The organism is Pseudomonas fluorescens, assembly GCF_902497895.1.
GTDB lineage: Bacteria > Pseudomonadota > Gammaproteobacteria > Pseudomonadales > Pseudomonadaceae > Aquipseudomonas > Aquipseudomonas fluorescens_BP.
Genome location: NZ_CABVHQ010000021.1, coordinates 70,697 through 89,893, shown reverse-complemented (window position 1 = coordinate 89,893; position 19,197 = coordinate 70,697). Strand labels below are relative to the sequence as shown.

The following is a 19,197-nucleotide window of genomic DNA, read 5'->3' as shown; positions in this document are numbered from 1 at the left end:
CCTTGAGTCCCCTGAAGGGCCGTCGAAGACTACGACGTTGATAGGTTGGGTGTGTAAGCGCTGTGAGGCGTTGAGCTAACCAATACTAATTGCCCGTGAGGCTTGACCATATAACACCCAAGCAATTTGCCTGCTCTTGGCTGAAAAGCCGAAAGAGCGCCAGATTGCGGTGTGTGAAGACGATACAAACCGAAAGTTTGCACGAACCCACAAATCTATCGCATACCCATTCGCTGGAGCGTGAACCTGAAAAGGCCCACGACCCGGCTACCGAATTTCTTGACGACCATAGAGCATTGGAACCACCTGATCCCATCCCGAACTCAGCAGTGAAACGATGCATCGCCGATGGTAGTGTGGGGTTTCCCCATGTGAGAGTAGGTCATCGTCAAGATTAAATTCCGAAACCCCTATCTGCGTATGCAGGTAGGGGTTTTGTTTTTGCGCTGCGCGCCAGCGGCAAGTTGTCAGCGGCAAGCGGCAAGAGAGAAGCGGTTTTGTGTCCGGCGCGGACCTCGCTTGCGGCTTGCAGCTTGTAGCTGCTTCTTTCGCTAGAATAGCCTCAACATTTTCCGAACCAGAGCCTTTTATGCCAGATCCGGTTGATACCCTGGAGGTATCAGATTTACCGCTGGACGACTTGGTGGCGTGCCATGAGTGTGATTTGCTGATGCGCAAGCCAGACCTCGCTCACGGTGAGAAAGCCCAATGTCCGCGTTGTGGTTATGAGTTGTACGCTCATCGGCACAACGTCGTGGAACGCAGTCTGGCTTTGGTCATAGCCGCCTTGCTGTTGTATATCCCCGCGAACTTTTTACCCATCATGCAGCTCAATCTACTCGGGCAATCGTCGCAAGACACCGTCTGGACCGGCGTAGTCGGCTTGTTCAATACCGGCATGCAAGGCGTGGCGGTCGTGGTGTTTCTCTGCAGCATGGCCATCCCGCTGCTCAAGCTGATCTGCCAACTGGTGGTGTTGCTAAGTATTCGCTGGAATCTGGGTCGCAGCTACGGCTTGTTGCTCTATCGCATTTATCACCATCTACGGGATTGGGGGATGCTCGAGGTCTATTTGATGGGGGTCCTGGTTTCCATCGTCAAATTGGCGGACATGGCCGCGGTCACCGTCGGTCTCGGCCTGGCGTGCTTTATCAGTTTGCTATTGGTCCAGGTCTGGTTGGAGGTGGTGATGTCGCCCCATCAAATCTGGCAGGCATTGTCAGGAGAAGATGCTCATGCGGGCGATTGATGCGGGCATTCTGGTTTGTATGGAATGCCACGAGTTGAACAGGCAGGAGCCGAACAGCGATGAGCAGACCTGCACGCGCTGTGGAGCGCTGGTTCACGCACGGCGCCCGAACAGCGTGGTGCGCACCTGGGCGTTGCTGGTGACTGCCGCGATTCTCTATATCCCGGCGAACCTGTTGCCGATCATGACGGTCAGTTCTTTAGGCCAGGGCGCTCCCAGCACCATTATGTCGGGGGTGATCGAGCTGGTTCAGCACGGTATGTTTCCGATCGCCGCGGTGGTGTTTATCGCGAGCATTCTGGTGCCCACCTTCAAGTTGGTAGGTATTGCTTTGCTGTTGTTCTCGGTGCAGCGCCATCAGCCGCTATCGGCCCGCCAGCGCATCATCATGTATCGATTCATCGAGTTCATTGGCCGCTGGTCGATGCTGGATATCTTCGTGATCGCCATTCTGGTGGCGTTGGTGAGTTTTGGCCGACTCGCCAGCATCGAGGCGAATCTCGGTGCGGTGGCTTTTTCCAGTGTGGTGATTTTGACAATGCTTGCTGCAGTAACTTTCGATCCCCGACTGATTTGGGATAACACGGAGTCGGACGACGACTATGACTGATTTGCCTACAGCTAAAACTCGACCGGCTTCCAATTGGTCGGCCATCTGGGTACTGCCCCTGATCGCCCTGGTGATCGGTGGCTGGCTGGGCTGGCGTGCCTACAACGAGACCGGTATAGAAATCCAGGTTCGCTTTGAAAGCGGCGAAGGCATTCAGGCAAACAAGACCGAAGTGGTCTACAAAGGCATGCCGGTCGGCAAGGTCACGGCCCTGGCCCTCGATGACGAGGGCAACAACAAGGGCGTGATCGCTACGGTCGAAATGAACAAGGATGTCGAACCCTACCTGAGGACCAGCACGCGTTTCTGGCTGGTCAAACCGAGCGTGACCCTGGCCGGGATCACCGGGCTCGAAACCCTGGTGTCGGGTAACTACATCGCGGTCAGCCCGGGCGAGGGTGAGTCGACTCGCAAGTTCAAGGCCCTGGCGCAAGAACCGCCGTTGTCGGATTCCCTGCCGGGCTTGCACGTGACCGTCAAGGCGGATCGCCTGGGCTCACTGAATCGCGGCAGCCCGGTGTTCTACAAGCAGATCCAGGTTGGCCAGGTGAAAAGCTACGTGTTGTCCGAGGATCAGAACACTGTGGAAATCAAGGTCTATATCGAGCCCACCTACGCCAAGCTGGTGCGCAAACATACGCGTTTCTGGAACGCCAGCGGGATCAGCATCGATGCCAACCTGTCCGGGGTGAAAGTGCGTAGCGAGTCGCTGGCCAGCATCGTGGCCGGTGGTATTGCGTTTGCCACTCCGGAAAACCGCAAGGACAGCCCGCCGACTGATCCGAGCCTGCCGTTTCGCCTCTATGAAGATTTTGACGCGGCCCAGGCCGGTATCCGGATCAAGGTCAAGCTCAGTGACTTCGAAGGCTTGCAGGCCGGTCGTACGCCGGTGATGTACAAGGGAATTCAGGTCGGTAGCCTGAAAGCCATGAAGATCGATCCCGATCTTTCCAGTGCGAGCGCCGAGTTGACGCTTGATCCGTTGGCCGAGGATTACCTGGTAGACGGTACCCAGTTCTGGGTGGTCAAGCCGTCGATCTCGCTGGCCGGTATCACCGGCCTGGAAGCCTTGGTCAAAGGTAACTACATCGCGATCCGGCCGGGCGACAAGGGCGGTGCACCGCAACGCGAATTCGAGGCTCGGCCCAAGGCGCCGCCGCTGGATTTGCGCTCCCCTGGCCTGCACATGGTGCTGCTCACCGAAAACCTGGGTTCGCTGGAGGTTGGCAGTCCGGTTCTCTACAAGCAGGTCAAAGTCGGTTCGGTGCAGAGTTATCAGTTCTCACGCACTCGCAAGCAATTGGTCATCGGTGTGCACATCGAGAAAGAATACGAAGGACTGGTCAACGGCTCGTCGCGTTTCTGGAATGCCAGTGGTATCACCTTGTCGGGTGGTTTGACGGGCGGCATTCAGGTCAAGAGTGAATCGCTGCAAAGCCTGATGGCCGGAGGCATTGCCTTCGAAACCCCGGAAGCGAAAGTACCGTTGAGCAAGCGTATTCCGCGCTTCCGGCTGTTCGCCAACCATGAAGAGGCGCAGCAGAAGGGAGCAGTGATCACGATCAAGGTCGATCGCGCCGACGGCTTGCGTACTGGCACGCCGATTCGCTTCAAGGGTCTGGATGTCGGCAAGGTCGAGGACGTCGATCTCAGCGATGACTTGCAGTCGGTGCTGTTGAAGGCGCGTATCACTGAAGTGCCTGAGCGCATTGCCCGTGCGGGTAGCCAGTTCTGGGTGGTCAAGCCGGAACTGGGTCTGATCAAGACCTCCAACCTTGAAACGCTGGTCACCGGGCAATACCTGGAGGTTCAGCCGGCGGCGAAAAATCTCGGTCCGCAAAAGAACTTTGTTGCGCTGGCCCAGCCACCGGAATCGGCAGTCTCCGAAGCGGGCTTGAGCCTGGTGCTGAGTGCCGCTCGCCGGGGATCGCTGAAGGCCGGTGTGCCGGTGACCTACCGGGAAGTCACTGTGGGTAAGGTCACCGCTTATGAGTTGGGTCAGACCGCGGATCGGGTGCTGATTCATATCCTGATCGAGCCGAAGTACGCGCCATTGGTCCGTAGCGGCAGCCGATTCTGGAACACCAGCGGCTTTGGTCTGGATATTGGCCTGTTCAAGGGCGCCACGGTGCGTACCGAATCTCTGGAGACCTTGATCCAGGGAGGTATCGCCTTCGCCACACCGGATGGCGAACGCATGGGTAACCCGGTTCGAGCGGAGCAAACCTTCCCGTTGTTCGACAAGTTCGAGGAAGAATGGCTGGGTTGGGCGCCGAAGATCTCCATTGGTAAATAAAAATGATGTGGGGGCATTGCAGCCTTGGCCGCCCCCAAAAGATCGCAGCCTGCGGCAGCTCCTACGCCGACCGAGTTCACCTCATGATTTTGCTCTGAACATAGATCCCGTAGGAGCTGCCGACAGGCTGCGATCTTTTGATCTTGCTCAAATGAAAAAGGCCGCGAACCATTGGATCGCGGCCTTTTCATTTTCTGCCGCAGTGAGCGTTAAACCTCGTCCAGTTCCGGCTCGGTCGATTCAACCTTGACCGTTGCCTTCACCTCGTCATGCCGACGGATGTATTTCCAGTCCGCCTCATCGATGTAGATCCCGTTCGGCCCACTGCCGCCTTCCAGGTCGATGGCGACATGGGCGCAGACCTGTGGCTTGACACTGGCCAGGATCGGCACGAAGCCCAGTTGCAGGCTGGTTTCCAGCAACGCGGCCTGGTTCTTCTCGTCGATGTCTGCCGCCTCGTCGAGGTAGTACGGCAGACGGACGCGCCCGGCCTGATCGCGATCCATCAAGTGCAGCAACAAATACATGTTGGTCAGTGCCTTGATGGTCATGGTCGTGCCGTTGGACGCGGCGCCATCGATGTCGGTGTGGATGACCGGCTGGCCGTTGACCTTGGTGATCTCGAACGCCAGTTCGAACAGGTCCTTGAGGCCCAGCTGGTTGTGGTTTGCCGCCACCAGCCGTGCCAGGTACTCCTTGGCTTCTTCGTTCTTGTTGTCCTGATCGGCGCTTTGGCTCAGGTCGAACACCGAGAGGGTTTCGCCTTCTTCATACTGACCGGCGCTGTGGATGATCTGGTCGATATGTTTGAGGGCTTCCTTGTTCGGCGCCAGAACAATGCGGAAGCTTTGCAGGTTGGACACCTGGCGCTTGTTGATCTCGCGGTTGAACAAGGCCAGCTGGTGTTCAAGGCTGTCGTAGTCGCTACGGATGTTGCGCAGGGTCCGGGCGATATCGGTGACCGCCGCGCGGCGGGCCTTGCCCAGAGTCAGGGCTTCGTCGGTACGATGCGCGTAGGCATTGATCAGCAGTTGCAGGCGACGCTCCATATCGTCTTCGCTGTCGAATTTGGCCACGCCCTTGAGGCGAACCTGCGCGTACAACGCTTCGATCTGCCCATCGCTGCGCAGCAAACCTTGCCAGCTGTCCTGGTAGTCATTGAGCAGCGGCAGCAGGTTGTCCATGGAGTCGTCGACCGGATCCATGAACGGCGTACCGAACGGCAAATCGGCCGGCAGCAGCTGACGGCGACGCAAGGCATCGTCGAGGGTACGTTGCTTGGCTTCCATGTCGCCGAGCTGGCGACCGACCAGTTGCAGCTTGGCCGAGAGTTGCTGGACACGTTCGGTGAAAGCGTCGCTGGAGCGTTTCAGTTCATCCTGCGCGCCTTCCATCTGCGCCAGTTGCTCAAGCTTGTCGCCTTCCTCGGCGCTCAGGGTTTGCGCGCGACGGAAGTCTTCCAGGGCTTTCTGCGCATCCAGCACTTGCTGATACAGCGCTTCAGTCTGGGTCTTGCTGGCTGCGCGGTCTGCCGCCACGGCTTGCTGTGTCTTAAGCTGCTTGAGTTCTTTTTCCAGACGCTCTTTCTGATCCCGCAGCGCCGCGCGGTCGGCCAGGGCTTGCAGCGCCGGCGGCTCGATGTGCGACAGATCGATGGACAGGCCCGGTACTTCGAAGCGTTCGCCCTGGAAGCCATCGAGAATCAGCTCCATGGATTTGACCCACTCGCCGTTCTCGTCCAGTGCGATGCCGTGTTCGCCCAGCGGCAAGCTGAACAGCGCGCTGTTGAACAGGCGCATCAGACGTTCGACGTCCTGTTGCGAGAATTCTTCGCGCAGGCGGGCGTAGCTGTTGTTGTCGGCATGATCGAGTTGTTGCTTGACCGACTTCAGGCGTTTTTCCAGATCCCGCAGACGCTCTTCCAGGTCTTCGGCGCTGAACTGCCGGGACTGCGCGAGGGCGCCGGCCAGTTCATCGTGAGCGTCTTTGGCCGCCAGTAGTTGCTGCTCGAGGACTTTGACGTCATCGACCAGGGCAAAGCGATGCTTGAGCACCGACAGTTCACCCAGCCAGCGCTGGATACCGCTGATTTCCCGCTCCAGACGCATCAGTTCCTGAGTACTGCTGCGCTGATTGTTTTGCAGAGCATCCTGTTCGTGACGGTAATGCTCGGATTGAATCAGCAACTCTTCCTTGCGCGCACCGGCGTAGTCCGACCAGGTGCCGAGCAAGGAGTCGAGCAGCGGCGACAGGCGATGCAGTTTGCCGCGCAGGATGTTGCGCTGGGTGACGCCAGCGGCCAAGGCTTCGACCAAGGGGCCGGCGGTGACCAGCGAGTTGTAGTCCTGCTCCATCCGCCGGACATCACGGAAGGCTTCCTCGCAAGCGGCGATATAGTCGACACTGCCGGAGCGCAGGCTGTGCTCGAAAGCGTCGAGGAACAGCTGCTTGAGCTTGGCCGCAGTGATTTCGCGCATGTGCAGCAGGTTGATGAATAATGCGCGGAAGGTCTTCAGGCTCTGTTCGCTGGTGGAACGCAGTGGAATCAGGGTCAGGTCCAGCGGAATCGAGGTGTGGCCACCGACCAGCAACCGCCGCAGTTCTTCGGGCTTGAGCTCGTAGGCTTTCAGACCCTGGCGCTCGAGATTGCTGAACAGTTCTTTCTGTCGCAGGCAGGTGTCGTCTTTCTGATAATGCGCCAGATCGAGTTTGCCGGCATAGGCAAAGAACTGGTGACCGAAGCCGCCACCCGGGCCGCGACCGACTACGCCAATCACGTGAGTGCCATGGGGCAGGCAGACTTCGACCAGGATGTAGCTGGTGTCCGAAGCAAAGTAGAAGCGCCGCGATTGTTCCAGGCTGTATTTGCCGAAACTCATGTCCGACATGCGCGCCAGGATCGGGAACTGCAAGGCGTTGATCGAGGCGGATTTGCCCAGGTTGTTCGCGCCGTATACCGACAACGGGTGCTCCAGCGGAAACAGCCCGAGACTGTAGCCGGCGGTGTTCAGCAGGGCAAAGCGGCGAATGCCGTAGCGTTCCTGGCTCATGCGTTGATCTCCTGTTCAGCGGCAATGGCGCGGGCCAGGGCATCTTCTTCGCGCTCTTCCTCGAAGTCACTAAGGTCCAGCGGGTCATCGGTTTCCAGCAGTTGATCATCGCTGTCGTCATCGATCAGTACTGGCGCGGGCAATGGCAACACGCTGTGCAGACTCGCAGCCAAATCACGGTCCTGCTGAACCGACAGGCAAACATCGAGGAAGCGATGCATCGGTGGCAGGAACCGATAGATGCCGTTTTCTTCGCTGGCGAAGCCGAGCTGGGTCATGCGCCGCATGATTTTTTCTTCCAGCTCTTCCTGGGTCTGTACTTCAGCCTGAATGAACAGGTCGCGGTATTTCTCCAGCAATGACGGCAGCTCATCGCGGCCAAGGCTGCCACCGTCGAGCACGGCCACCGGGTCGCGACCCTGATCCGCCAGATGCTCGACGATGATGAAGGTAAACAGCGCCAGACGCTGGGCAGTCTTGTTCACCGCCGCGGCGGCCAGGTCCGGAACGAAGTAGTAGAAGCCACGGGTATCGCAGACCAGTTCGAAGCCCAGTGCCTTGAACAGCATGCGGTACTGGTCCTGGAAGTTCGACAATTGCGCGTACAGTTCCGGGTCGCGGCGGCTGACGTGGTAACCCTTGAACAGCTCGCGAAAGATCGGCGCGAGCTGGGACAGTTCGGAAAGATCAAGATGCATGTGGAGTGCTCGCAGAATTCTCGGATGCGTCATCGCGGGCCGAGAGCAGGGCGAAGGAGCGCAGGCTGACCTGGTGCTCGTGAGTGTGGTAGTCGCGGCGTTCGAGACGCTCGCGTTTGAAGCGTTTCTCCCGCGAGAGGCGCGAGAACCAGTAGAGCAATTCGTCGGTGGCGCCGTCCGGTTCCTGCTCCAGCAACCAGGTCATCAGATCCGGCATCGGCAGGGCGTCTTCGCAGCGTTCGAGCATTTCCCGAACAGTGCGTGGCGCGCGGGGCACTTCGCCCTTTTGAGTCTTGTGGGCCTTGGGGAAGAGCGCCGGTTTCGGCTCGAACCGCGCCAGGGCATACACGTAGGCCTCGACCTGGCTGGCACTGCCGAGGAAGGTACTTTGCGGCCGGGTGAACATCGGCATCGCCGCTTGCGGTACCGCATCGATGCCCTTGCGCCGGATGGTGGCCAGTGCCAGCGCGGCACCGCGGGTCACTGCGTTATGACGGCGAGCTTCTTCGCGTAGAGGCAGCAACAGTTCCCGGGCGTGACGCAGCGTCAATTGGGCGCTGGTCTGCATTTCGAGAATGCGCGCGTGGGTGCGCAGCAGCATGTCGTCATCGACCAGGTGACCGAGGCGCTGCTGTTCACTGAGCATGCGCAACAGCACGTTCTCGACCTTGCGCACGCCCTGTTCGAAGGCACCGTCAGCGTTGACCAGCTGGATCATCGGTTCGACGTATTCGTCCCAGGTCGCCAGCACTTCGGCGTAGCGCTGGCGCAGCGGGATCTGCCGGTCACTGGTCTTGGCCCGCTCGGCGACCGCCACCAGGGCCTGCTCGTCGTTGGCGAGTTTTTTCAGGACATCCCGTACGCGCATGTCGAGCAATCGCAGCTGGCGTGCCAGGTCACTGCCGTCGCGGATGTCGAAGGCGTCCTGGATATAACCGGCCAACCGCTCCAGATGGCGTAGATAGGCTTCGATTTCCAGGCACAGGCCCAGCCGGTGCTCGCGTCGCAGATAAGCGAGGAAGTCGTGGATCTGCGCGTTCAACTCGAAACGGTTCGGGCTTTTCGCCACCGGAACCAGAATATCCAGGCGGATCCACACGTCCAGCAGGCTGGTGATGTCCTGGGGCGTGCTGTCCAATTGCTGGGCGCCCAGCTGTGAACGCAGTTCGTTGAGGCTCAGAGTGCCTTGGTCGAAGTGCTCGCACAGTGGCTCCAGGAGTGCCCAGTGTTCGGCGAGGGCGCGCAAGACGCGCTTGGGTTCGATCATCGGAGAGGCCGGCTGGTTGACGATTAAAAGCCGCGATTGTACTGCATCGCAGAGTCTGCGATTCACCCCCGGTCTCTTGATGAGATTTCCTGGTGATTTTCTATCGATCAACGGCGGGCGATCTTGGGCGAAGGGCGGTAGAATCCCCCCTCTTTAGTTATCCACAAGTGGCCGACCTTTGCTTATCGAGTCCCGTCGCCGCGCTTATTTGACTGCCATGCAGGTGGTCAACTGGCTGCCGCGCACCGAATTGCCGTTTGCCGCGCCGTCGCGCCCGGAGCTGCTGGTAATGCCTGAGCCGCTGGTCGAGGCGGTTGTGCCTGCTCCGGTTGCGTCAGTTCCAGTGGTGAAAGTCGCCGCCGAGCCTATGGCCAGGCCGGTCGAGCGGACGAAGATCGAAGTGCCAAGGCCGACCAGTGCGAGCAAACCCGCGGTCCAGGCCCAAGAGGCGTCTGCCCCGGTGGCCAGGGCGCCGCACGTGCCGCCACCGCGTTTCGCCTTGCAACTGCTGCGCGCGGGTGCTTGTCTGCTGCTGGTGGAGTTACCCACAGGCGAAGCCTTCCAGACCCGCGATCCGGCCTATTTGCTGCTCAAAGACATGCTGCGCGCCGCCGGTCTGCCGGACAGCCCGCAAATCGTCGGCGAGCCGGTGCGTTGGCCGTTGCTGACGCGCGGCACTATGGACCAAGGTCCGGACGCGGCTCGTGATTTTGTGCAAGGTTTTGTTTCGGCACGCCTGGAAGACGCACCCTGCGTCTGCCTGTGGCTGATCGGTCTGCCGGCAGTGCGTTTTGCCGGTGAAGCGAACGCCGAATCCTACAATCGTGAACTGCAGGTCGAAGGTCTGGGCTCGGTCTGGGCGCTGCCGGGCCTGGAATTATTAATGGAAGAGCCACAGCGTAAGGCTGATATCTGGCAAGCCATGCGTCGGCTGATGGCGCGCTGGAAAAGTAATGATGAGTGACGCTGTATCGTTCCGCCCCATGATCGAGGCGGATCTCGAGGCTGTACTGAAAATCGAATACGCCGCTTTCAGCCACCCCTGGACCCGCGGGGTTTTCCTCGATGGCCTGGGCAAGTACCAGATCTGGCTGATGTTCGAAGGCGAGCAACAGGTGGGGCACGGCGTCGTCCAGATCATCCTGGATGAAGCGCATTTGCTGAACATCACGGTCAAACCGGAAAACCAGGGGCGCGGTCTCGGCTTGCAACTGCTTGAGCACTTGATGTCACGGGCTTACCAGGCGAAGGCCCGGGAATGCTTCCTGGAACTTCGCGACAGCAATCGCGCGGCGTTCAAGCTGTATGAGCGTTATGGCTTCAACGAAATCGGCCGCCGACGCGATTATTATCCGGCAGTGGGCGGGCGTGAGGATGCGGTGGTCATGGCCTGCACCCTGGTTGACTAGATCACCTCCCGTAGGAGCTGCCGAAGGCTGCGATCTTTTGACGTTATAACGGTTGTCGAGCCCGCTAAAGATCGCAGCCTGCGGCAGCTCCTACGGGTTGGGCGTGTTTCCAGTGATAACGGTGGGCTACCGATTGCCATCCACAGGTTCACGCTCCGCCATTTCGGCTTCATCCAGGCCATTGCCACCGCCGATGTCATCTTCGTCGACGATGCTCAGGTCCCAGTCGGCCGGTTCGTCTTCGCCAGCTTCATCGGCGTCGCGCGCGCCGTCTTCCAGGATCATGGTTTCGGCGTTGAGGTCGTCATCGGTTGATTCATGATCCGCTGTCGAGGCACCCGTCATGCCGGCTTCATGGCCGCGCTTGGGCGCAGGGGCCTGCTGGCGCTCGCTGTCAGGTGTCAACTCGGCGATGCGGTCACGAGGTTCGTCTTCATCGAAATGCAGTTCCTGCATCGAACCCATGCGATCTTCGGTGTCGTCGATCTCCTCCGGCTGTGGCGCGCCGTAGGGACGTCGTGATTCGGTCATGACAACTCCTCATAATAAAGGTCCTATAGGGTGGACAGGCGTTACCCTTTAAGATTCCACGGTATTATCCTCGCTCCGCTATCTTCACCCAGAGCGTGACCCCGACCGGCGGTCGTCTGTCAAAGCAGAGCATCATTCTTGAGGCTTCATAGCATGAACGAACTACAAGATCTGATTGATAACAACGAGCGCTGGGCCGATGCGATCAAGCAGGAAGATCCTGAGTTTTTCGCCAAGCTGGCTCGCCAGCAGACCCCGGAATACCTGTGGATCGGCTGTTCGGACGCGCGAGTGCCGGCCAACGAGATCGTTGGCATGCTGCCTGGCGACCTGTTTGTCCACCGTAACGTGGCCAACGTGGTACTGCATACCGACCTTAACTGCCTGTCGGTGATCCAGTACGCGGTGGATGTGCTCAAGGTCAAACATATCCTGGTCACCGGCCACTACGGCTGTGGCGGAGTGCGCGCCTCAATGCAGGATCGTCAACTGGGCCTGATCGACGGCTGGTTACGCTCGATTCGTGACCTTTATTACGAACACCGTGAACCACTGGCTCTGCTGGCCACGGAGGAAGAGCGGGTCGACCGTCTCTGCGAGCTGAACGTGATCCAGCAAGTGGCCAATGTCGGCCACACCAGCATCGTGCAAAACGCCTGGCATCGCGGGCAGGCCCTGTCGATCCACGGATGCATTTATGGCATCAAGGATGGTCGCTGGAAAAGCCTGAACGCGACCATCAGCGGCTTTGAACAGCTGCCGCCACAGTATCGCTTGCGCCCGGTCGGAGCGATTTGACCTCATCAACAGAGGCTGTGTCGGTGCCAGTGCTGCAAAAACAGCTGTCCATCGGCATTCGGCGGCTCATTGTAGCCGGTGATCCAGCCTCGGCATTCGGCTGAACCGCAGCGGCAGGCGAACTGATGGAACAGTTCGTCTTCGGTGCTGGCGTAGTCCATGCACAGCAACGTGCCCTTGGTAATATCCTTCAACGACCATAACCACAGCTCGCTCATGTCGAGAAAGACATTGGGATCGCAGGAGTGTGGCAACAAACCGCAGAAGTAGGGATCGTGGACATGGATGCCGGGCATCAACTGCCGGGTATGCCGGCCGCGAGCAGATAGCAGCTGTCCGGATACCTTGCAGATCCGGTGTCTGCGTTGCACATCCAGCAATGCCACAACGGCGCTGCCGGGTTCGCTGTGGGTAATCTTGAAGCTGCGCCTGGCGGGATAGCCCTGCAAGGTGGATAACTCATCGCAGGGATAGAGACCGTCGGTGGATGTTTTACGGAGTTTTTCCATCGCCGGCTTACGGTCCTTGTCGGTTCGTGCTGCAGCCGCGGTGCGCTGGCTTCCTGCCTGCCCTGCAGCAAATGGGTCTACCTCAAGGGTCTCGCAAATGAATGAAAGGGTCTACTGTCAGATCTGACAGTCGATATCGCTCCAGCCTGCGCCAGCAACGGCTGGCGCAGGCCTGGGCGGTTGGTTTTACAGTCGTGGCGCGTCGATCGAGGCTACCGGTGCGGGGGCCTTGAGCTGGCTCAGCTGAGACTTGATCGGAGTTGTCGAGCACTTGGCTTGAGCTTGCGCCGCTGTCAGATTGCGGATCGAGGTGTAGAACAGCTCGCAGGTTTGATCTTTCTGAGTGACTTGCCAGGTTTGCGTACAGCTTTGCAACTGCACATTCGGATCGCTTCCAGGCTTGCTGCCCATGCCGGCCTGCCAGCACGCGGCACTCAAATCCTGGCCCATGACGATCAAACCGGCGGCATCGGCCTTGGCCTGATCACCGTCATAACTCTCCGGGTTGGCGGCATACCAGATATAGCTCGGGTGATTGGAGCCCAGAACCGGCACTGTCATTCCTTTGGTCGGGCTGATCTCTGCCAGCCCCAGCACACTGACAGTTGCCCCATATTGCTGCTTGATCCAGTTACGCACCGGCGCACCGAAGGCGACCATCGGCAAGGTCGCGCCGCTGGCAGTCTGGCTGACTTCCTTGACCATGGTGGTCTGGTAATCCTTGAAGTAGTCGTAAACACCCTCCAGATCCTTGCCTGCGCTGGACGGCGCGGCAATGGGCGCGATGTCGATGATGGTCTGGTAGGCCGGTGTCTGCTCTGCCGGAATGCCATTGGCCGTCAATAACGTGGCCCAGCGGTCGGTAGTGGCGGACTGCAGATAGTCCTGGGCACGGGTCAGTGAGTAATCCGGCGGGAAGTGCAGCAATTCGACACTCTTGCGATTCTCCAGCGCCATCCCCAAGGGTAGAAACAGGTACCAGCTGTAGGCCCACTTGCCGTCGGCATTCAGTTTGCTCGCGCCGTTGTAGGCCAGATCTCCGGCATCCAGCAGCGCCGCCAGTGGTTTCTCATAAGTCTTCGGTACACCGCTGATTGCCGCGTAAAGCTGGTCGTTGTCGGTTTTGACCCTGACTTTCGCCGCACTGTAGCCATCGCGTTGCACACTTTGGGTCAGGTAGTGCTCGACAGTCTGTTCAAGCGTCCAGTCGCGGAAGCAAATCACCTCGCAGTTATTGGGATAGGCAAACAGCCGGGTCACTCGCTCGATGCTGCCCAACTTCAGATCGACGTCGGCGTATGCGGTTGCACTCAGGGTGAGGGCGGCGAGGGCTAAGGGCAATCCAGTGAATTGCATCATGCTTGACTCCTTGTCGGGGGTCCCGGTTGTCCGGGATGTGTCCGTGCAGGGAGAGTAGCGGGTGACGCAGGCGGGGGTTGGGGAGAATCTTTTCAGGACGTCTGGGGCGCAGGCCATATCGTCAGAAGATCGCAGCCTGCGGCAGCTCCTACGTCGATTACCTACACCTGCACATCATCGGGTGTACGCAAAATCTGTAGGAACTGCCGCAGGCTGCGATCTTTTGGCGGCCAAAAGAGCTATGGAATCATCGGCGCCACATACACCAGCGTCGTTCCCAGCGCCCACAGCAGGAACAGCACCAGTGGTGTATGCACCAGCAATTGCACGAAGGAAAAGCCGATCAAGTCCCGCGCTTTCAGTCCCAGGACGCCCAGCAGCGGCAGCATGTAGAACGGGTTGATCAGGTTGGGCAGGGCTTCGGCGGCGTTGTAGATCTGCACGGCCCAGCCGAGGTGGTATTGCAGATCATTGGCGACTTGCATTACGTACGGCGCTTCGATGATCCACTTGCCGCCGCCCGACGGAATGAAGAATCCCAGTATTGCCGAATACACGCCCATCAGCAGGGCGTAGGTGTCGTGGGAGGCGATCTGGACGAAGAAGGTCGAGATATGGTGCGCCAGGGACTGGCCATCCGTGCCTTTGACCACCGTCATCAGCGCCGCGATGGAACCGTAGAGCGGGAACTGGATCAGCACCCCGGTGGTGGTGGGCACCGCACGGGCCACTGCGTCGAGGAAGCTGCGCGGACGCCAGTGCAGCAGTGCGCCGAGCATCAGGAACAGAAAGTTGTAGGTGTTCAGCCCGGAGATCGCGCTGATCGCCGGTTTGGTCGAGAACTCATGGAACAACCAGCCTGCCGCCAACAGCACCAGCATAATCGTCAGCAACGGGCTGTATTCCAGCCATTCGCCCGGGCGGGTGCGCGGTTGCGGGGCCGGCATGCTGAAGCTCGGGTCGATACCGCAGGCTTTGGCGTCACGGGCGGAACCCGGGCCGGGGGCCGTAGCGTAGGCGATGATCAGCGAGACCACGATCAACGCCAGCAACAGCACGCCGGACTGCCAGAGGAAGATGGTTTCGGTAAAGGGAATCATGCCGGTGATCGCCAGAATCGACGGCGGCAGGCTGGCCGGGTTGGCCTGCAACTGCGCGGCGGATGACGAGAGTCCCAGCGCCCAGACCGCACCCAGCCCGAGGTAAGCGGCGGCGCCGGCGGCGCGGTAGTCCATGCGCAGATCGGTGCGCCGGGCCAGTGCACGTACCAGCAAGCCACCGAATACCAGTGACAGGCCCCAGTTCAGCAGCGATGCGACCATGGAAATCAGTGCCACCCAGGCTACCGCGGAACGGCCGTTTTTCGGGATCCGCGCCAGACGGTCGATCAGCTTCACCGCAGGCGGCGAGCTGGCGACCACGTAGCCGCCGATTACCACAAAGGCCATTTGCATGGTGAACGGGATCAGGCTCCAGAAGCCGTCACCAAAAGCCTTGGCGGCATCGGTGGGTTTCGCGCCCATGAACAGGGTTGCCACGGTGACTATCATGATTGCCAGTGCGGCAAACACCCAGGAGTCGGGGAACCAGCGTTCGGCAAAACTGGCGCAACGCAGGGCAAAGCGGGCGGAGCGGCTATCTTCGAGATCAGCGGCCACGGAAATACCTCAAGATTTTTTTATGTTTGTTGGGGTGTCCACAGAGCTGTGGTGGCTCTTTTGGTCAGGCGCCAACAGTAAAACAATCCGTCTGTGGTTGCCGAAGCTGTTTTGAAGTTTTGTATCGACTTTTGTCTGATTGACGCGCTCTAGCATAGGGGTTCTGGCTTTGGCATTCATGCGTCACCACACAGAACACACCTGGAAACCCACCCTCAGACCTGATCGGGTTGTCCCTTGGGGCATTTACGTAGACCATTGGCGCCGTGGTTCTGCCTACTCAGAGTTTGTTTATGACTGCCATTACCGATTCACGACCGGCGCCATTCTCCCGGTCTGACTACAAGACACTGGGGCTGGCGGCCCTGGGGGGTGCGCTGGAAATCTACGATTTCATCATTTTCGTATTTTTCGCGCTGACTCTCAGTCAGTTGTTCTTCCCGCCGGAAATGCCCGAATGGCTGCGCTTGCTGCAAAGTTTCGGAATATTTGTCACCGGCTACCTGGCGCGGCCGCTGGGCGGAATCCTGATGGCGCACTTTGCCGACCAGTTGGGGCGCAAGCAGGTCTTCAGCCTGAGTATCCTGATGATGGCGCTGCCGTGCCTGCTGATCGGGATCATGCCGACCTATGCCCAGATCGGTTATTTCGCGCCATTGCTGTTGCTGCTGCTACGGGTGCTGCAAGGCGCCGCGGTGGGCGGTGAAGTGCCGAGTGCCTGGGTGTTCGTCGCCGAGCATGCACCCCGTGGCCATCGCGGTTATGCCCTGGGCTTTCTGCAGGCGGGGCTGACTTTCGGCTACCTGATCGGCGCATTGACCGCGACCGTGCTGGCGCGGGTCTATACACCAGCAGAAATCCTCGATTACGCCTGGCGCTATCCGTTTCTGCTCGGCGGGGTGTTCGGCGTGATTGGCGTCTGGTTGCGCCGCTGGCTGAGCGAAACTCCGGTGTTCATGGCCATGCAGGCGCGCCGCGAAACCGATGCCGAACTGCCCCTGCGTACGGTACTGCGTGACCATCGTCCGGCCATGTGGCCGGCAATGATCCTCACCTGCGTGTTGACCTCGGCGGTGGTGGTGTTCGTGGTGATCACCCCGACCATGATGCAAAAAACGTTTGGCATGAGCGCCAGCCATACCTTCGCCCTGAGCAGCCTGGGCATCGTGTTCCTGAACATCGGCTGCGTACTCGCCGGGCTGATCGTCGACCGGATCGGTGCCTGGCGCACGGTCATGCTTTACAGCCTGCTGCTGCCACTGGGCATTGCTGTGCTCTATGGCTGCCTGATCGCTGGCGGCAGCTGGGTGGGCCTGGCCTATGCAATAGCAGGCCTGAGCTGTGGCGTGGTCGGCGCGGTGCCGTCGGTGATGGTCAGCCTGTTCCCGGCGCGAATCCGCGTCTCCGGGATCTCCTTCACTTACAACATCGCGTACGCCCTATGGGCCAGCATCACCCCCTTGCTGTTGATCGGGTTGATGCCCTGGAGCCCTTGGATCTGCGTGATCTACAGCGCTGTAATGGGCGCGGTCGGGATCGCCAGCGCGGGGTATTTTGGTTCGCGGGTGCCCAGGGTCGGCTGTGAGGCAGTGGCTGCAGGTGTCTAGGGGCATCACCCCCTCCTGTGGAAGCGTTAAGCTTTTACGCGGTCCGTAGCAGCTGCCAAAGGCTGCGTTCGGCCGCGAAGCGGTCGTAAAATCAGGCGCTGCGATATTCCAGGCAAACCGTGCAAGCAGGATTTGCGTCTGCTTCGCGGCCGAACGCAGCCTTCGGCAGCTGCTACGGGGCCAGCAAGCCCGCGAAGAGGCCATCAGCAACACCTCAAGGGGCTATGCCCAGCTCCTAGTCTTCGGTTTCTTCATGAGGGGCTTCAGCCGGTTCGAGCGCCACAATCATGTCGACTTCAACAGAGGCATTTTTCGGCAATTGATAAACGCCCACAGACGTTCGGGTGTGGACGCCGGCGTCGGCAAAAATCGAATAGAGGACTTCGGACGCAGCATCTGCTACTTCGCTTTGTTGAGTGAAGTCCGCAGCGCTCTGGACATAGACATTGATGCGCAAGACCTGCTTGATCCGCTCCAGGTCACCGAGTAACTGTCCCAGTATTGCCAATGCGCGCAGGGTGCAGATTTTCGCCCCGTGTCTGGCCTGCTCCAGGGAGACTTCCGCGCCCACCCGGCCGACCACAACGACAGTGTTGTCGATGCGCGGGATCTGGCCACTGACGTACACCTCATCACCGTTTTGCAGCGCCGGCACATAGTTGCCACCGATGCGCATTTCGCCGTCGAAGTTGTGACCGAGTGTCTTGGCGACCCCGTCGAATAGCGCCTTGCGTGAACCGTCCATTGCACAACTCCCTGATAGCCGCTGAATGTTGTCAGTCCAACTATAGCGCCTCGGCACATTGAGGGAATCCGGGTTTTCCGATAGCGAAAGGCGCACATTTTCTGTTCGAACTGTCGGGTCATATGGCTTTGATCGGTGAAGCCGGCGATCAATGCGGCGTTGACCAGCGGCTGGCCTGTGCTCGATGGAAAATACGGTAGCGCAATGCTGGCCGACTGTCTTTATCGAGCCCGAGGTGTTGATCCCCGCACCTGAGGTCGGTAGAACTACCCAATAAAGCACAAGAGGTCGGATGATGAGCAAGTTGCGGGTCGGGATTATTTTTGGTGGCCGCTCGGCGGAGCATGAAGTCTCGCTGCAATCGGCGAGGAACATCGTTGATGCGCTGGATCTTTCGCGTTTCGAGCCGATGCTGATCGGAATCGACAAGCAAGGACGCTGGCACCTGAACGACAGCTCGAACTTCCTGATCAACCAGGAAAACCCGGCGCTGATCGCCCTTAACCAATCGAACCGCGAATTGGCGGTGGTGCCCGGCAAGGCCAGTCAGCAACTGGTCGAGACTTCCAGTCAGGAGCTGCTGGGACATGTCGACGTGATCTTTCCCATCGTCCACGGCACCCTCGGCGAAGATGGTTGCCTGCAGGGCCTGCTGCGCATGGCGGACCTGCCCTTTGTCGGCTCCGACGTGCTCGGCTCGGCAGTCTGCATGGACAAGGATGTCAGTAAACGCCTGCTGCGCGACGCCGGACTGGCGATCACGCCATTCATCAGCCTGACCCGCGCCAGTGCCGCGCGTACCAATTTCACTGAAGCGCAACGCAGGCTCGGCTTGCCGATGTTCGTTAAACCGGCAAACCAGGGCTCCTCAGTAGGCGTCAGCAAGGTCAGTAATGAGGCGGAGTACGTGGCGGCTGTAGCGCTCGCGCTGAACTTCGATGAAAAGATCCTTGTTGAGGCCGCCGTCAACGGCCGCGAAATCGAATGTGCGGTTCTGGGCAATGACCAGCCGATCGCCAGCGGTTGCGGCGAAATCGTGGTGAGTAGCGGCTTTTACTCCTACGACAGCAAATACATCGATGACCAGGCCGCAGAAGTCGTGGTTCCGGCCAACATCAGCCTTGAAAGCAGCGAACGCATCCGCGCCCTCGCCATCGAGGCATTCCAGGTCCTCGGCTGCTCCGGCCTGGCCCGCGTCGACGTGTTCCTCACCGATGCCGGCGAGGTGCTGATCAACGAAATCAACTCACTGCCGGGTTTCACCCGGATCAGCATGTACCCCAAGCTCTGGCAGGCTGCGGGCATGAGCTACAGTGAGCTGGTCAGTCAGCTGATCGAGCTGGCGCTGGAACGTCACGCATCGCACCAGGGCTTGAAATACAACCGCTAGGTCAGGTGAGCGCCTGAGGTG

16 protein-coding genes and 2 rRNA genes are annotated in these 19,197 nt (G+C 59.6%); 10 read left to right on the top strand and 8 right to left on the bottom strand.

What is annotated here, in order from left to right; all coding sequences use genetic code 11:
• The 5 genes from F8N21_RS13175 to F8N21_RS13155 form a co-directional block, all read left to right on the top strand.
• Positions 1-110 (top strand): 23S ribosomal RNA (locus F8N21_RS13175); the annotation flags it as partial.
• Positions 111-278: 168 nt separating this feature from the next.
• Positions 279-394: ribosomal RNA gene (gene rrf, locus F8N21_RS13170) — 5S ribosomal RNA — on the top strand.
• Positions 395-589: 195 nt separating this feature from the next.
• On the top strand, positions 590-1,249 hold the full coding sequence (locus F8N21_RS13165; RefSeq protein ID WP_150642552.1) for a paraquat-inducible protein A: 660 nt from the start codon (positions 590-592) through the stop codon (positions 1,247-1,249).
• A complete protein-coding gene (locus tag F8N21_RS13160; protein ID WP_150642551.1) occupies positions 1,236-1,859 on the top strand; it encodes a paraquat-inducible protein A in 624 nt (207 codons plus the stop codon). The genes F8N21_RS13165 and F8N21_RS13160 overlap by 14 nt, the downstream gene beginning before the upstream one ends.
• Positions 1,852-4,155 carry a PqiB family protein gene (locus tag F8N21_RS13155; RefSeq protein WP_150642550.1) on the top strand — a complete coding sequence of 768 codons (2,304 nt, stop codon included), beginning with the start codon at positions 1,852-1,854 and terminating at the stop codon, positions 4,153-4,155. Before F8N21_RS13160 ends, F8N21_RS13155 begins: the two co-directional genes overlap by 8 nt.
• 209 nt (positions 4,156-4,364) lie before the next feature.
• Here F8N21_RS13155 and mksF read toward each other — a convergent pair whose 3' ends face one another.
• From mksF to mksB, 3 genes are read right to left on the bottom strand one after another with little or no spacing between them, the layout of a single operon-like run.
• Positions 4,365-7,205: an Mks condensin complex protein MksF gene (mksF, locus tag F8N21_RS13150; protein WP_150642549.1), complete on the bottom strand. Its 2,841-nt coding sequence runs from the start codon at positions 7,203-7,205 to the stop codon at positions 4,365-4,367.
• A complete protein-coding gene (gene mksE, locus F8N21_RS13145; protein WP_150642548.1) occupies positions 7,202-7,903 on the bottom strand; it encodes an Mks condensin complex protein MksE in 702 nt (233 codons plus the stop codon). The genes mksF and mksE overlap by 4 nt, the downstream gene beginning before the upstream one ends.
• Positions 7,893-9,170, bottom strand: coding sequence for an Mks condensin complex protein MksB (gene mksB, locus F8N21_RS13140; protein ID WP_191624306.1), 1,278 nt, complete (start codon positions 9,168-9,170; stop codon positions 7,893-7,895). The genes mksE and mksB overlap by 11 nt, the downstream gene beginning before the upstream one ends.
• Positions 9,171-9,348: 178 nt before the next feature.
• On the opposite strand from mksB, the gene F8N21_RS13135 reads away from it, so the two are divergent.
• Together F8N21_RS13135 and rimI are read left to right on the top strand one after the other, a co-directional pair.
• On the top strand, positions 9,349-10,134 hold the full coding sequence (locus F8N21_RS13135) for an energy transducer TonB (RefSeq protein ID WP_150642546.1): 786 nt from the start codon (positions 9,349-9,351) through the stop codon (positions 10,132-10,134).
• Positions 10,127-10,579, top strand: a complete 453-nt coding sequence (gene rimI, locus F8N21_RS13130) for a ribosomal protein S18-alanine N-acetyltransferase (RefSeq protein ID WP_150642545.1) — start codon at positions 10,127-10,129, stop codon at positions 10,577-10,579. The genes F8N21_RS13135 and rimI overlap by 8 nt, the downstream gene beginning before the upstream one ends.
• 126 nt (positions 10,580-10,705) lie before the next feature.
• On the opposite strand, the gene F8N21_RS13125 is transcribed toward rimI, so the two are convergent.
• Entirely contained in the window at positions 10,706-11,110 is a 405-nt protein-coding gene (locus tag F8N21_RS13125) for a serine kinase/phosphatase (RefSeq protein WP_150642544.1), read from the bottom strand.
• 153 nt (positions 11,111-11,263) lie between these two features.
• On the opposite strand from F8N21_RS13125, the gene can reads away from it, so the two are divergent.
• On the top strand, positions 11,264-11,908 hold the full coding sequence (gene can / locus F8N21_RS13120) for a carbonate dehydratase (protein ID WP_150642543.1): 645 nt from the start codon (positions 11,264-11,266) through the stop codon (positions 11,906-11,908).
• 5 nt (positions 11,909-11,913) lie between these two features.
• Here can and F8N21_RS13115 read toward each other — a convergent pair whose 3' ends face one another.
• The 3 genes from F8N21_RS13115 to F8N21_RS13105 form a co-directional block, all read right to left on the bottom strand.
• Positions 11,914-12,417, bottom strand: coding sequence for a lysine methyltransferase (locus F8N21_RS13115; protein ID WP_150642542.1), 504 nt, complete (start codon positions 12,415-12,417; stop codon positions 11,914-11,916).
• Positions 12,418-12,603: 186 nt separating this feature from the next.
• Complete coding sequence (locus F8N21_RS13110; RefSeq protein ID WP_412071640.1) at positions 12,604-13,773, bottom strand: hypothetical protein; 1,170 nt, start codon at positions 13,771-13,773, stop codon at positions 12,604-12,606.
• A 242-nt stretch (positions 13,774-14,015) separates the two neighbouring features.
• A complete protein-coding gene (locus tag F8N21_RS13105) occupies positions 14,016-15,434 on the bottom strand; it encodes a short-chain fatty acid transporter (protein WP_150642540.1) in 1,419 nt (472 codons plus the stop codon).
• Between the two features lie 293 nt (positions 15,435-15,727).
• Between F8N21_RS13105 and F8N21_RS13100 the strand changes: the two genes are divergently transcribed.
• Complete coding sequence (locus tag F8N21_RS13100) at positions 15,728-17,041, top strand: MFS transporter (RefSeq protein ID WP_150642539.1); 1,314 nt, start codon at positions 15,728-15,730, stop codon at positions 17,039-17,041.
• Positions 17,042-17,276: 235 nt separating this feature from the next.
• On the opposite strand, the gene F8N21_RS13095 is transcribed toward F8N21_RS13100, so the two are convergent.
• A complete protein-coding gene (locus tag F8N21_RS13095; RefSeq protein ID WP_150642538.1) occupies positions 17,277-17,786 on the bottom strand; it encodes a RidA family protein in 510 nt (169 codons plus the stop codon).
• Positions 17,787-18,081: 295 nt separating this feature from the next.
• On the opposite strand from F8N21_RS13095, the gene ddlA reads away from it, so the two are divergent.
• A complete protein-coding gene (ddlA, locus tag F8N21_RS13090; RefSeq protein WP_150642555.1) occupies positions 18,082-19,176 on the top strand; it encodes a D-alanine--D-alanine ligase in 1,095 nt (364 codons plus the stop codon).
• Positions 19,177-19,197 lie beyond the last annotated feature (21 nt).